The sequence below is a fragment of the Schumannella luteola genome, assembly GCF_013408685.1.
In the GTDB taxonomy this organism is placed as follows: Bacteria; Actinomycetota; Actinomycetes; order Actinomycetales; family Microbacteriaceae; genus Schumannella; species Schumannella luteola.
On sequence record NZ_JACBZY010000001.1, the window covers coordinates 2423159 to 2437068 of the forward strand.

Genomic DNA, 13910 nt, shown 5'->3' on the forward strand with positions numbered 1-13910 from the left:
ACGCAGGGGAAGGAGGGAAGACCATGCACTACAAGACTGGAGACCAGCCCGCGGGCATGGTCTTCCCTCTGCCCGAGGACCTGTTCGACGCCGACGTGACCGGGGCGACCGTCCGCATCGCGGGCGTGGCTCCGATCACTCAGCACTGGGACGACGAGGAGCGCGCCGTCGTGGCCACCGCTCCGGCTCCCTTCACCGTGCCCGGCTACGTTCCGGTGGACTTCGTGGCGCAGTTCGATGAGGGCAACGCCACCCGCGAGGTCGAGCCGATCATCATCGAGCCCGCGGTGTCGGATGGCTGGCTCACGCTGGCCTCCGCGCGCCGTGCGTGGGCGGATGCGCCCGACAGCGACGAAATCCTCCACGGCCTTCTCACGGCGGCTAAGACGGGCCTCCTGGCCTGGCTGGAGGACCGAGCGTTCACGACCGCCGAGGACGGCACCAAGACGCCCATCGCGCCCGGTGAGTCGTGGCGAGTCGCGCACTGGATGCAGGCGCGAGCGATGTGGCAGGCCGGGCGGGTCAACCGCGACGGCGACGCCATGGGCTTCGAGTCGGAGGCCATCGCGCTCTTCCCGCTCAACCGCGATATCAAGCACCTGCTCATCCCGAAGTCGAGAATCCCGAGGTTCCGATGAGCGCCCGCAAGGCGGTGGCCGACGCCATCACGAAGCACCTGCCGAAGGCCTGGACTATCAAGCCTCACCTCTTCAGCGTGGACAACCTCCGCCAGCCGGTGGTGATGGTCGAGACCGTCGAGTACACCCGCGCCACCAGCGACAAGGGCGCGCCCATCGACCGACTGCATCGGCACGACCTCGTGCTCCACGTGCTCGTGGCAGAGACCGCGCCGGAGAAGCGCGCTGACGCCATCGAGAGCGCCGCGGACCGAGTGGTCGAGGCGCTGGAGAAGGTCGCTCAGGACAAGTCGGCGGTGGCCCTTCAGTGGGGTCAAGCGACGTTCGACGTGACCGAAAACTTCCCGTCAGCGGACATCACCGTGACGACCTACCTGCCGCACGACTATCCCGCAGTTCCGACCAAGTAAGGAATCTCGAAATGGCCAAGATCGACGTTCAGACGATCGTTCTGGAGGAGGGCGTCTTCACCCTCGGATCGAACGACTACAGCATCCCGGTGACCTCGTGCACCCTCACGCCCTCGGGCGGCTCGGTACTGCGAGCCAAGGGGATCGGCGGCATCCGCCAGGCCCGGCTGACGAAGGACGACTGGAGCATCGCTCTCGACGTTCTCCAGGACGTGCTGACCGAGAACTCGCTCACCAACTACACGTTCGACCACGAGGGCGAAATCGAGGAGTACACGTTCACGCCCGTGGACGGAGGCCCCTCGTACACCGGCCATGTCGTGCTTCGACCGACCGTCATCGGCGGATCGTCGGAGGGCATCCTCTCCGCGTCCGTCACCTTCGAGTGCGTCGAGAAGCCGACCAAGGTCGCGCCCACGCCCTGACCTCCACCTCTCGACCTCGGGAAGGAGGTCCGCCGTGAAGATCGGCTACAACGTCAAGCCACTGCTCGCCGCGGGCCTCCTCCTAAAAGGCATGGACCGTGAGGTCTCCACGCAGATCAACAAGGCCACCAAGATCATGATCGGCCCGGCGTGGAAGCAGGCGGTCACCGAGCACGCGCAGACGCGGCAGGAGCAGAGCATCCTGGCCCGCACGGCGAAGGTGGACGTGAAGAACTACGGCGTGATCGTGCGCGCCGGAGGCGGCACCAAGCGGCTCCGCGGTGGCCTGCCTAACAACGCGCTCGCGCGGCAGGTCGAGTTCGGCTCGCTCCGCCGTCCGGTGAAGGTCGGAGCCTCCCGCCGTGCCCGGGCCTACACGCGCCGCATGGGCGCTCAGTTGCCCTACCGCCGCCGCGAGGGGCCGTTCTACAAGGCCGTCGCGGACGTGGCTCCGCGCCTCGCCGCGCTCTGGGCGCAGACCACCGTTCGATCCTTCTGGGAGGTGTTCAAGTAAATGGCCAACGGCGAACTGAAGTTGCCGATCACCGGCGATAACAAGGACTTCCTGAAGGCCGTGAAGGGCGCCGGTGACGGTGCCGAGGACCTGGCCGACAGCCTCTCCGACCTCGGTCGCTCCGGGTCTCGCGACCTGGACCGGGTGACGGACTCGCTCGATGACGTGAGCGACCACGCCAACATCCTCAGTGATGACTGGGACAAGGTGGGCCGCGATGCAAAGGCGTCGGGCCGTCAGCAGGAAACGGCGCTGGAGAAGGTCGAGCGCGAGGCCCGCGAGACCCAGCAGGCCGCCGAGAAGATCGGTGACGGCTTCGACACCGCGCGCCGGGAGTCGGAGCGCTTCTCGCGGCAGAGCGGCGACGACCTCAGCAAGACCAAGCAGACCGCCGCCGAGTTCAAGAGCGAGGTGTCGCAGAACATCGGCGAGACCTTCTCGTCGTTCCGCGGTGACCTGGCCGACCTGCCGCAGATCGCGCAGGACACCTTCGGCGGTCTCGCCACGAGCATCGGTCCGCTCCTCGGTCCCGCGGGCATCATCGCATCCGTGGCCGGTGCCGCGGGCCTGGGCCTCATCGCGGGTGCGATGGAGAACAACGGCGAGCAGACCGCGGCCTTCAAGGAGAAGGTCGCAGACCTCACGGACGCCCTGATCGAGGCGGGCGACGCCGGGCTCAGCATCGACTACGTGGCGGGCGCTCTCCGCGACCTCGCCACCGCTACGGGCGAGAACGAAGACTCCCTCGGTGACCTGTACGAGTCGTACCGGAAGTCGGGCCTTAGCGGCGTCACGTCGTTCAAGGATGTCGCGAAGGCCGTCGTCGGCGCGGGTGGCGACTACGGCAAGTTGATCGAGAAGCAGGAGACCTACCTCCGCTCGCTCCGCGACGAGAACGGCATCGCCTCCGCGGGTGGCTACGCGGTCAAGCAGGCCAACTCCGACAAGATCGACGCCACTCAGAAGATCATCGACAAGTTGAAGGAACAGCAGGGCGTGGCTGAAGAGGCCGCGCTCGCTGAGCAGGCCTACGCCGCCTCCGGAGCCGAAGCGCTCCAGCAGAAGGCGGACATTCAGGCCAGCGCCTCGGACGCCATCGCCTCGGGCTACGACGAGGTTCGCCAGGCCGCCGCCGACGCCGCGACCGCCGAGGATGGCGCGTTCGACGTGCAGAAGTACCTGAGCGCCGTGGAGGCGCAGAAGGTCGCTGTCGGCGCATTCAAGACCAACCTCGCCTCGATGAAGTTGACCCCCGAGGAGTGGGAGAACTTCTTCGCTCTGGATGACACCGTTCAGCAGAACCTGGCCTCGGCCTTCGCTACCGGCTCCGACGACCTGAAGGCGCAGATCGCCTCCTCGCTCGATGACGCGGGTAGCAAGGGCGGGTCTCAGGCCGCGGTGAAGTTCGACTCGTCTTTCAAGCCGAAGGACAAGGACGTGAAGGTCAACGTCACCACGCCAAGCGCCGCGACCGCCAGCGCTGACCTCGACAAGGTGGCGAAGAAGCGCGAAGCCGAAATCGAGGCGAAGAGCACCGGGAAGGCGAAGGCCAATGCTGACCTCGACGCGGTGGCCGCCGACCGCACGGCCAAGATCAAGGCCTCCGTGGACCTGAGTGCGGCTCAGACCGCCATCGACACCTTCGTGAACAAGAAGCGCACCATCACGGTCACCGCGAAGGCCGTTGACCAGTACGGGAGGCAGTTGTGACGACCAGCGTCTCGGACGGCGTGAGTCAGGCGCTCTCCTTCGACCTCACGACGGCCTACTCCGTGGACCGTCCCAGCCGGATCATCGTGCACGACATCATCGGTTCGCCCGACCCTGCCGTCACGCTCCAGCCCGCGGGGCTCCGCACGGGCCGGTGGCAGGCGATTATCGGCACCGACGACGCCCTCGCCACCAAGTGGGACCTTCTCCTCAACTCGGGCCGGGTGCTCGTGCTCGCGGACTCCGACAAGCCGCGCATCGGCATGGTGTTCGTCGTCACCGACGCCTCCACGCTGTCGCTCGACACGGACGACGGCACGGTCTGGCTCATCGAGTTCGGCTTCCAGGAGGTGGCTCGATGACATCGGCCATCGTGAAGCCCACCATCACCGCGAAGGTGCTCGGGCTCAACTGGACCAAGGCCGCATGGGAGGAGCCGGTCACCGTCGAGGCGGGCCACTGGACCAAGCAGGCCCCGGTGCCGGAGTACGTCCTCGACGTGCCCGCGCACTGGGAGGTCGTGACTCCCGCATACACGGAGCACGTGCCCGCAATGCGAACCGACTTCAACGGTCTGGAGACGGCGAGCGACTGGCCTCGGTTCACGTCGGCTTCGTACTTCTACCCGCCGTACGACGAGAACGGCGACCCGACCGGGGCCGACCCGCAGGTCACCTACCCGACTGCCGCCGCCTACGAGGGGAAGCGCGGCGCGCTCATCGACTTCGACAAGGGCGGCGGCGCGGCGCTCCAGTTCCGCATGAAGACCGACCGAGGGAACCGCGTCTATCGGTTCTCGGCTTGGTTGCTCAACATGTCGGGTGCGGCGACCGTGTTCGTGGAGCCGGACTACAACGACATCGTGCTCGCGCCCGGCGTGTGGACGCAGGTCTCCTACGAGCGCTCGGTCGAGGACATCGAATACAACTACTTTCAGGTCAACATCGAGGCCGCGGGTGACGCCCTGATCGCGGTCGATGCGATCCGAGTCGATGCCGTCGCGTACGACGTGGAGCACGAGGAAGTGCGCGTGTGGGTGCCCGACAAGGGCCACACGATCTACCACCAGCGCAACGACATCTGGACGCCGCCGACCGTGCTCCCGGGCGCGAAGCACGCCGCCAGCGCTCAGACCGAAGTGGTGCTGAAGGTGAAGGACGGCTCGGTCCGCCTCGACAAGTCGCGGGCTCCCTACGGCGAGGTCAGCCTCACCGTGGCTCAGCCCGAGCAGGCGGCGCTCGACGTGCTCGACCCGCGCGTCAACCGCGGGAAGCGCCTCCAACTGACGATCACGCAGGACTGGGACGCGCCCAACGACTTCACGCAGACCCGCACCTTCGACCTTCTGTTCCACGCCCGCACGACCAACCCGGACACGGGCGAACTCGTGCTCATCGCGCGGACCGACGAGGCCCTTCTCATCGACCAGATGATCGGCGGGACCTCCATCGACATGACGTATGCGACGGCGACGGACCTCCGCGCGCTCGTGGGCGCGGTCCTGGCGACGTTCTCCGCGACGCTGGAGGCGGGCACGCTCACCTCCGACATCACGCGGACGGCCAATGCCACCAACCTCATCGCGAACCCTGCCGTGCGCGGCGGCCCGGACTCGTGGAGCGCGAACTCCAGCAACGCCACCGTGACCCGCCAGACCTCCGGCATCGGAACCTCACCCGTGCCCGGCATCACAACCTTCGTGCGCGCCACCTTCACCGGAGCGAGCGCCACCGGGCTCTACTACGTGGGCGACTCGCAGACCTCGGGCACCAACTACCTCACCAACGTCCAGCCGGGAAAGGTCTACCGAGCCACCGTCTGGGTGCGCGCGAGCGTGGCGAAGGTCATGAGCCTCCGTTTCCAGTTGCGGACCGGGAACAACGGCGCGCTCTTGCCGACTGAGGTCGGGCCGACCGTCAACCTGACCGCGAACACCTGGACGAAGATCACGCACACCTTCCAGGTGCCCGCGACGGCCACCGTGGTCGGCACCTACGTCTATCAGAACGGCGGCTCCAACTGGGCCTCCGGGCAGACCTTCGACGCCACCGCCTGGATGTTCACCGAGGCCACGGGCGTCTACGACGATCAGTATTTCGACGGCACCACCGGCCTCGACACGACGCACTACGTGCTCGCCTGGACCGGCACGCCGGACGGAAGCACCAGCACCCGCACGCGTCTCGACAACCGCTCCGCTGACAGCCTCCTCCGCAAGCCCGGCACGAAGGTCTGGGACTGGCTCAACGCCATCGTGCAGGCCGCGGGCCTCCGGCTCTTCTGCGACGACAAGCGCAAGTGGCGGCTCGTGAACAACGCCTATGCCGTCGATGGTGTGATCCGCATGGCGCAGGCCGTCAACCTCACCGACGCAAGCGACACCGTGGACCTCGGAGCGACCGACCCGGGGCCGCAGGGCATCGGCGCTGTGCCCGGCTACGCGGACCACGTGGTCGTGCGCTACTCGTGGATCGACCGAGCCACCGGCCAGCAGATGGAGCAGTACGACAGCGCAGGCACTCAGCCGGGCCTAGGAGCCCTCATCGAGGTCGATGCGCCCTTCCCTGGCTCCGGGCTCGCCGCCGCCGCTCTCGCGCGCGCACAGGGCCGCGGACGGGTGCTCGACCTCGCCAGCCTCTCGGACCTCAACACGACGCCCGGGAACGACCTCATCGCGACGATGCCGGGTATCCCGGCGCAGGTCGGCAAGGTCGCATCCGTGGAGTTCGACCTCACCGACAGCACGATGCGCGTCGGCTCCGAGGGACTGATCGACACCCCGCCCAACGCCTGGCTCTTCGCGCTCGGCACCTGGAGCGCCGCAACCGGTTCGTGGGCGCAGGCCACGGGCACCAACTGACCTAGGAGGACATCATGGCGAACGGCGACAAGGCGGCGGCGAAGGGCTGGGCGACGGTCCCGAGCACGCGCGCGCACAGCACCGGCTACGACGACATCAACGGCGTGCTCGACCGCGTGGCTGACGAGCAGGACCGCGCGAAGACCGAGGAGGCCAAGAAGTCCGACAAGGCTGACTCGATCATCTCCACCAGCACGCCACCGGTCCGCAACAACGCGGTCTGGTTCAAGCCGGTGGGCTGAGATGGCCTATTCGCAGGGGTTCGGCGGCAACGGAGGCTCTGCCTTCTCCGGCTGGCCGACCGTCATCTACTCCGGTCCCATCGGTCTGCCCGGACCCGGGCGCGCGATGGCGAACGGCTCCACCGGGTGCCTCCTGGCGCTCCAGGGGACCAACGTGTCGGGCGGTGGTGCCTCGGTCTCTCTCGCGGGCTCCACGGGCCAGTGGGTGGGCGTGAACGGCGGCTCCGCGAACCTGGAGGTGCGGCACTCCGGCACCACCAACTTCGGGCGCGGTGGAGGCGGCTCGACCAACGACGGGCACACGACCTGGAGCGGCACCATCGGCGGCTCCTACCTGTGGAGCCAGGCTCCGAGCGCCCCGAACGTCTACGCCGCCGCGAGCCCGGTGACGGGCCAGGCCAACTTCACGTTCTCGGGCTCGACCGACGACGGCGGCCACGGCATCTACGCCTGGCACTACCAGTTGTCCTACTCGCCGAACTTCTCCACCCTCATCACCTCGGGCGACACGACCAGCGGCAACCCGTCGTTCTCGGGCCTCACGCCCGGCGCGGTGGTCTACTTCCGCGTCGCCGCACGGAACTACCACACGGACGCCTACGGCACGGTCGGCGGTTGGAGCAACACCGGCGCCGTGCGCGTGCTCTCGGGCGTGCGCGTGGCCGTGGGCGGCGTGTGGAAGGACTGCGAGGTCTACGTCGGCGTCAACGGCGCGTGGGTGCCCGCCGAGGTGAAGGTCGGCGTCGATGGCCAATGGAAGGGCCTCCAGTAGCAGGGCGTCGCCTGACCGTCACTCCGTGAGGTGTTCTCGACGTGCCCGTATCGTGCCCGATTTCTAGGCACGTTCTGCCATCATGGGGGAGCGACTTCCCTTTGATTTCAGGAATCCTGCCCGAAGTTCACGATTCTGGCACGATCACCCCCGAACGGGATTTCGCGCCTCCGGCCGATGTTTGGATGGTCCGGTGCCGCTTCTGAACGACATCCGCTCCGCTCGTCGCGTGCTGCGCAACATCCTCCGTTCGCGTGCCACGCGGCGCGAGATCGCGCAGCGCTCGGGCGAGTTCCCCCGGCCGCGGCCGAACTCGATCGACGTGGCCGTGTACTTCGCCGACACCCGCACGAACCTGTACCAGATCCGCCAGTGGTACGCGCCGCTCAAGGAGCTCGCCGCGACCCATCCGGTCGCGATCATCACCCGCAGCCCTGGCGCCGCCCTCACGATCAACGAGGAGTCGGGGCTGCCGGTGCAGTACCTGCGCAAGGTGACCGAGCTCGAGTCGTTCGTCGACGAGCAGCAGATCAAGGTCGTGCTCTACGTCAACCAGAACACGAAGAACTTCCAGATGTTCCGCTACAGCCGCATGTGGCACACGTTCATCAACCACGGCGAGTCGGACAAGATGTACATGACGACGAACCAGTTCAAGGCCTATGACTACGCCCTCGTCGCCGGTCCCGCCGCGATCCAGCGCCTCTCGCGCAAGCTGTGGGACTTCGACGTCGACAAGAAGGCGATCGAGATCGGCCGCCCGCAGGCTGATCACTTCGCTGGCAGCACCCCGTACCCGCACGACGACCGCATCGTCGTGCTCTACGCGCCCACCTGGGAGGGCGACCGCCCGTCGGCGCTCTACGGCTCGGTCGCCTCGCACGGCGTCGCGCTGGCGGATGCGGTGCTCGCCTCGCCCAGCCACCGCCTGATCTACCGCCCGCATCCCCGCAGCGGCGTGCTCGACCCGGCCTATAAGGCCGCGAACGAGAGGATCATCGCGGCGATCGCGGCGGCGAATCAGAAGGATGCGGCCGCCCACCACGTCTTCGACGACGGCCCTGAGATGGGCTGGCAGCTCGCCGCCGCCGACGTCGCGCTCACCGACGTCTCGGCGATGGTCTACGACCGCCTCGCGACGGGCAAGCCGATCATCGTCACCCGCCCGCTCGCCCCCGAGGCGGACGTCGACGAGAACGGCTACCTCGGCTCGGCCGAATGGCTGTACGCCGACCGGGCCGGCGACGTGCTGGGGGATGTGGATCGCGTGCTGCGCGACGCCGAAGCCCAGGAGACGCTCGCGCACTGGTCGGCGCACCACTTCGGCGACACGACCCCGGGGTCGGCGACCCGCCGCTTCCATGCGGCCATCAACCACCTCGTCGCCGAGTGGGAGCGCCACGCGGCGCTGCACGCGGCCGACGGTCCCGACCGCGACAGCGGCGACCCCCTCGACGACGAGGACGACGAGGAAGGCGAGCCCGCGACGGGCGACTGACCCCGCGACTCCGCTCGGCGGAACGCACCGCGCGGGTGATCGGACTCCGTAGACGGTGATCGGTCGCTAGCTGTCGCCATCCGTGTCGGAGAGCGACAGTTGGCGACCGATCACCTTTTGATCACGTCGTGGACGCCGCGGCGGGGTCGTCGGGGATGTTCAGCGGCGGCAGGGAGTCGACCAGGTCGACGGTGCGCAGGCTCACGGTCACGATGCGCTGGATGAGCTCGAGGATGTAGCGCGGGTTCCCGTGCTCCTCGCCCCACTTGTTGGCGTCGTTGACGATGCCGGACGCCTTGTCGGTCTTCACCCGGTACCGCTCGAGGATCCAGTCGAGCGCCGACCGCGAGCCGAGCTTGTACTCCTGCGCCTTCTCGGGGATGCCGGTGAGCGTCACGTGCTCGTTGTAGATCACGGTCGTCTTGTCGGCGCCGCGCTTGCCGCCGTACTTCATCTGCGTCACGAGCAGGTGCTCGTCATCGGCCGGGACGCCGTCCAGCTCGTAGAGCTCGGCCTCCTCGTAGCCGATGTGCAGCTCCATGAGCTCCTTGCCGGCGTTCGCGAAGGACCAGAAGTCGCCGACCTTCGGGATGCGCGGCAGCGTCCGCTTGAGATCGGCGGCGAAGCGGGTGCGGTACTCGGGGGAGTGCAGCACGCCGTACACGAAGTGGAAGATGTCGTCCTTCGTGATCGCTGCGTCGTAGTCGCGCCGGTACTCGGCGAGGATCTCGTCGGTCACGTTGTCGATCGGATCGCTCGCGCCGAAGACATCGAGTTCGCCCTCCGCAGGTTCGGGGGTCCGAAAACGGACAACCGCCTGAGCCGAGTCCAGCGTGTGAAGATCGATCGGAAGATCGGTGGCGACGCAGCAGAAGTCGAAATGCGAACTCGGTGAGGTGACCACGATCGCGCGGTTCGAATCCGTCATCTGACGGGTGAGGCGGCTCGGGCTCTCGTTCAGTGTCCGGTCGACAAAGAGCAATTCGCGGTTGAAAGGACGGTAGAGAACTTCACGGAGCGCCTTTCGCGTCGGGGATTGCAGCCTGACCGCCCCATCAGCAGCCCGGACCAGCTTGCGACTCCAGCTGATGCGCTTCGGATCGCGCTCGAGTTCCAGCGCGCCGGCTCTCGTTCGCTCTTCGACCTGGCGGTTGTACTCGGAGATCAGCCGTCCGACCTGCGCGAGCACGTCAACGGCCGACTTGGAGTAAACCCATGCGTCTCTGTTGGTTGCGGTGCCCATTCCGTATTGGCCGATCAGACCATCGGGGTCGGATCGAGTCTCGCCCATTGCGCTCATCGAGCTGAACTGGTCAGTGCGCTGATCCAGCCAGTCGCCCGATTGGTTCGGGACGATAGTCGCAGTCGCGAGAGAACGAATACTCGCATTCCTGAGCTCTGCCAGCTTCTCTCCGACGCTCGCGTTATCGACGCTCTGGCCGTAATGAACTGATCCTCGCTCGCCTCCGTGCGAAACGAGTACGGTGACCGCCACCCCGACTCGAACTCCGAAGACATTGCCGCCGGCTCCTGGGCCGGGTTCTCGGGTGGCTCCTCGCAGATTGAAGACGTAGATCTCGTCGAACTCGTCCACGAGCGCCTTCCGGAACCCGTCGGCAGAGTTCCCGGACAGGAATCCGCTGTTCGTCACGAACGCAACGATCCCGGGTTTCGCGACCCCATCGCTCGCCCACCGGAATGCCGAAACATACGCGTCGTACATCGACTTCGAGAGCGTCGCGGCAGAGCCAGACACGTATGTCTCGTCGATCCGTGATCTCAAGGTCGGATAGCGAAGGTTCTGGTTGTCCTCATTGGCTGAGGTCTGTCCGACGGCCCACGGCGGGTTGCCGAGAACAATTGACATCGGTGTCGACTGCTGCTTGACGACGACCTCGTTGTTCTGCTCGAACACGCCCTCGGCATCCAGCTGGTCGCCGTCTTCCGTGTTCTGGAACGTGTCGGTCAGGGCGATGTGCGGGAAGGCGACGTAGTTGCCGCCCATCCGCGAGCGGTACGCCTGCTCCAGGTTCGCGGCGGCGACGTAGTAGGCGAGCAGATTGATCTCGTTCGCCCACAGCTCGTTGCGGAACTTGTGGGGGAGTGCGTGATCGGGCATCAGCTCCTTGTCCAGGATCAGCTGCGCGAGGAACGTGCCCGTCCCGGTGAAGGGGTCGAGGATGTGCACGCCCTCGTCGGCGAGACCCTTGCCGAAGTGCTCGCGCGAGAGCTCATCCACGCTGCGCAGGATGAAGTCGACGATCTCGTTGGGTGTGTAGACGATGCCGAGCCGCTCGGAGGCCTTCTTCATCGCCAGGCGGAAGAAGCGCTCGTAGAGCTGCTTGAGGAAGCGCTGCTTGCCCTGCGCGTCGGTGATCTGGCCCACGCTGCGGCGCACGCCGGCGTAGAAGTCGGCGAGCTCCTTCGTCTCCGAGTCGACGTTGGTGTCGGCGAGGGCGTCGAGCATCCGCCCCATCGCTGCGGCGACGGGGTTGTTGTCGCGGAAGCTGAAGTCGTCGAAGAGGATCTCGAGTACCGGCTCGGTGATGATGTGCTGCGCGAGCATGTCGAGCGCGTCGCCCTCGGTGATGCTCTCGTTGAGGTTGGCGCGCAGCCCCTTCACGAAACGGTCGAACTCGCGGCGGATGCCAGCCTTCGTGTCGAGCAGCTGGCGGATGCGGGCGCTCTGCCGCGTCGCGATCTCCGCCACGTTGACGGCCCAGTTCTCCCAGTACTCGCGCACGCCGACCTTGCGCACGAGCTTCGCGTAGATCGCGTCGTTCCACTCCTCGCCGAGCGGCGTGAAGTCGAGCCGCTGCTGCGTCGAGCTCCCCGTGCTCTCGTCGCTGTCGCGGTTGGGCGCGAAGTCCTTCATCGCGATGACCTGCACCTGGTCGCTCTTCGTGCCGCCGGGGTTCAGTCGGATGGCTTCGACCGTCGCCGCGAAGCGGTCGTCGTGGGCGCGCAGCGCCTGCAGCACCTGCCACACGACGCGGAAGTTGTCGTTGTCGTCGAGTGCCTCCTCGGGCGTCGACCCTGCGGGGATCGCGATCGGCAGGATGACGTAGCCGTAGTCTTTGCCCTCGGCCTTGCGCATGACGCGACCGACGCTCTGCACGACATCGATGTGACTGTTGCGCGGATTGAGGAAGATGACCGCGTCGAGCGCCGGCACATCCACGCCCTCGCTGAGGCAGCGCGCGTTCGTGAGGATGCGCGTCTCGTTCTTGGTGATCGCGCCCTTCAACCAGTCGAGATGCTGTGTGCGCTCGAGGATGTTCATCGAGCCGTCGACGTGCTGCGCCTGCATCACGAGGTCAGCGGCGCGTCGAGGGACCGCCGTCGACAGCGCGGCGTTGCCGTCGAGCATCTGCTGCACCTGCTGCGACGCCTTGATGTTCGTCGCGAACGCGACCGCGCGACGCATCGGAGCCCGTGACGCCTCGTCGAGTCCCTCGACCGCGGTCTTCGAGAGCGCCTTGTAGATGCCGGCGACGCGCGCGGCGTCGGGGATGTTGAGTTCGCTCCCGGCGAGAGCGAACTGCTTCTGGAAGCTCTCGTTGACGGCGTCCTCGCTGACCGCGAGCACCAGCACCTTGTAGTCGCTGAGCAGGTTCTGCTCGACGGCGGTGCCGAAGCCCAGCTTGTGGAAGACCGGGCCGAAGACCTCCACCCGGTCCATGCTCGCGACCTCGACCGAAGCCTCATCGGCCTTGCGCTTCGCGGACTCGCCGTAGAGCTTCGGCGTGGCGGTCATGTAGAGGCGCTTGTCGGCGCGCACGAAGGTGTTGTCGTGCACGCGCACGAAGTCGGAGCGCTTCTCCTCGATCTCGATGACGCCCGCCGTGCGGTGCGCCTCGTCGCAGAGCACGAGGTCGAAGTCGACGAGCCCGGCCTCCTGAGCGGCGTGAACGACGCCGATCGACTGGTAGGTCGAGAAGAACACGGTCATCGTCTCGGGGCTCGTCGGAGTCGCGAGCGCGGCGATGAGCTGCTCGGCGTTCGTCGTGGCGCCGATCTCGAGGTCGCGCAGCCGCAGGTCCTCCGCGTTGCGGCCGACCTGGTTGTCGGAGCAGATCGCGAAGCTGCGGATCGGCAGCTCGGCTTCCTGCGTCCACTCCGTCAGCGTCTGGGCGAGCAGCGCGATCGACGGCACGAGGAACAGCACCGACCCGCCGGAGCCCACCACGCGCTCGGCGATGCGCAGACCGGTCATCGTCTTGCCGGTGCCGCAGGCCATGATCAGCTGCCCGCGATCGCTCTCGCCGAACCCGGTGATGACGTCGCCGAGCGCTTTCACCTGGTGGTCGCGCAGCTGCTTCCGCTCGCGGAGCCCGACGCGGTCGGGATCGCTGAATCGGTAGGTCGACCAGTCGACGCGGGAATCGTCGAGCGTGCTGAGCCCGATGCGCTGCACCGGGATCTGCTGCGCCTCGAGTGCGTCTTCGGCGTGCTTCGACCACTTCGCGACCGTGCTGACGATCAGGCGGCGCGTGAACGGCGTCTTGCCGGAGGCGGTGAAGAACGAATCGATGTCGCCCTTCTGCAGGTAGTAGCTCTCGGCGTAGAACTTGCACTGGATCGCCCAGACCTCGCCCGACGGCGAGACGGCGACGAGATCGATCCCGGTGTCGACCTTGCCGTCGCGTCCGGGCCAGTCGTTCCAGAGCCAGACCGTCTCGAGCTGCGCGCTCCAGTAGGGGTCCTCTTCGAGGAACTTCTTGACCAGGCGCTCGAAGTAGAGGCCCTTGGTCCTGGTGTCGGGCGCGATCTGCGCGTACTCGGCCAACAGCTCACGGATCGTGGTCACGCTCGTTCCCCCTGCGACGGAGGCGGGTCGG

The 13910-nt window shown here is 67.1% G+C and carries 11 protein-coding genes; 10 read left to right on the forward strand and 1 reads right to left on the reverse strand.

Translation table 11 applies throughout. The features are described from left to right. The first annotated feature begins 23 nt into the window (after nucleotides 1-23). The 10 genes from BJ979_RS10910 to BJ979_RS10955 all read left to right on the forward strand — a co-directional run bounded on the left by BJ979_RS10910 (nucleotide 24) and on the right by BJ979_RS10955 (nucleotide 9069). Entirely contained in the window at nucleotides 24-638 is a 615-nt protein-coding gene (locus BJ979_RS10910) for a hypothetical protein (RefSeq protein WP_179567789.1), read from the forward strand. Further along, a complete protein-coding gene (locus BJ979_RS10915; protein ID WP_179567791.1) occupies nucleotides 635-1048 on the forward strand; it encodes a hypothetical protein in 414 nt (137 codons plus the stop codon). Before BJ979_RS10910 ends, BJ979_RS10915 begins: the two co-directional genes overlap by 4 nt. Nucleotides 1049-1059: 11 nt before the next feature. Then, on the forward strand, nucleotides 1060-1473 hold the full coding sequence (locus BJ979_RS10920) for a hypothetical protein (RefSeq protein WP_179567793.1): 414 nt from the start codon (nucleotides 1060-1062) through the stop codon (nucleotides 1471-1473). Nucleotides 1474-1507: 34 nt separating this feature from the next. Beyond that, nucleotides 1508-1987 carry a hypothetical protein gene (locus BJ979_RS10925; RefSeq protein ID WP_179567795.1) on the forward strand — a complete coding sequence of 160 codons (480 nt, stop codon included), beginning with the start codon at nucleotides 1508-1510 and terminating at the stop codon, nucleotides 1985-1987. Further along, on the forward strand, nucleotides 1988-3697 hold the full coding sequence (locus tag BJ979_RS10930; protein ID WP_179567797.1) for a hypothetical protein: 1710 nt from the start codon (nucleotides 1988-1990) through the stop codon (nucleotides 3695-3697). After that, complete coding sequence (locus BJ979_RS10935) at nucleotides 3694-4059, forward strand: hypothetical protein (protein ID WP_179567799.1); 366 nt, start codon at nucleotides 3694-3696, stop codon at nucleotides 4057-4059. Before BJ979_RS10930 ends, BJ979_RS10935 begins: the two co-directional genes overlap by 4 nt. After that, nucleotides 4056-6557, forward strand: coding sequence for a carbohydrate binding domain-containing protein (locus tag BJ979_RS10940; protein ID WP_179567801.1), 2502 nt, complete (start codon nucleotides 4056-4058; stop codon nucleotides 6555-6557). Before BJ979_RS10935 ends, BJ979_RS10940 begins: the two co-directional genes overlap by 4 nt. Nucleotides 6558-6571: 14 nt before the next feature. After that, a complete protein-coding gene (locus BJ979_RS10945; protein ID WP_179567803.1) occupies nucleotides 6572-6799 on the forward strand; it encodes a hypothetical protein in 228 nt (75 codons plus the stop codon). Between the two features lies 1 nt (nucleotide 6800). Further along, nucleotides 6801-7571: a hypothetical protein gene (locus BJ979_RS10950; RefSeq protein WP_179567805.1), complete on the forward strand. Its 771-nt coding sequence runs from the start codon at nucleotides 6801-6803 to the stop codon at nucleotides 7569-7571. A gap of 193 nt (nucleotides 7572-7764) precedes the next feature. Continuing rightward, nucleotides 7765-9069 (forward strand): CDP-glycerol glycerophosphotransferase family protein, encoded by a 1305-nt coding sequence (locus BJ979_RS10955; protein WP_179567807.1) that lies wholly within the window; start codon nucleotides 7765-7767, stop codon nucleotides 9067-9069. 121 nt (nucleotides 9070-9190) lie between these two features. Here the strand turns inward: BJ979_RS10955 and BJ979_RS10960 are convergent, their stop codons facing one another. Continuing rightward, entirely contained in the window at nucleotides 9191-13879 is a 4689-nt protein-coding gene (locus tag BJ979_RS10960) for a type ISP restriction/modification enzyme (RefSeq protein ID WP_179567809.1), read from the reverse strand. Nucleotides 13880-13910: the final 31 nt, after the last annotated feature.

Bases quoted from the DNA above. Each gene is read 5' to 3' on its own strand.
- BJ979_RS10930 (WP_179567797.1), top strand. From the start codon at position 1,988: ATGGCCAACGGCGAACTGAAGTTGCCGATCACCGGCGATAACAAGGAC.
- BJ979_RS10915 (WP_179567791.1), top strand. From the start codon at position 635: ATGAGCGCCCGCAAGGCGGTGGCCGACGCCATCACGAAGCACCTGCCG.
- BJ979_RS10920 (WP_179567793.1), top strand. From the start codon at position 1,060: ATGGCCAAGATCGACGTTCAGACGATCGTTCTGGAGGAGGGCGTCTTC.
- BJ979_RS10945 (WP_179567803.1), top strand. From the start codon at position 6,572: ATGGCGAACGGCGACAAGGCGGCGGCGAAGGGCTGGGCGACGGTCCCG.
- BJ979_RS10950 (WP_179567805.1), top strand. From the start codon at position 6,801: ATGGCCTATTCGCAGGGGTTCGGCGGCAACGGAGGCTCTGCCTTCTCC.
- BJ979_RS10910 (WP_179567789.1), top strand. From the start codon at position 24: ATGCACTACAAGACTGGAGACCAGCCCGCGGGCATGGTCTTCCCTCTG.
- BJ979_RS10940 (WP_179567801.1), top strand. From the start codon at position 4,056: ATGACATCGGCCATCGTGAAGCCCACCATCACCGCGAAGGTGCTCGGG.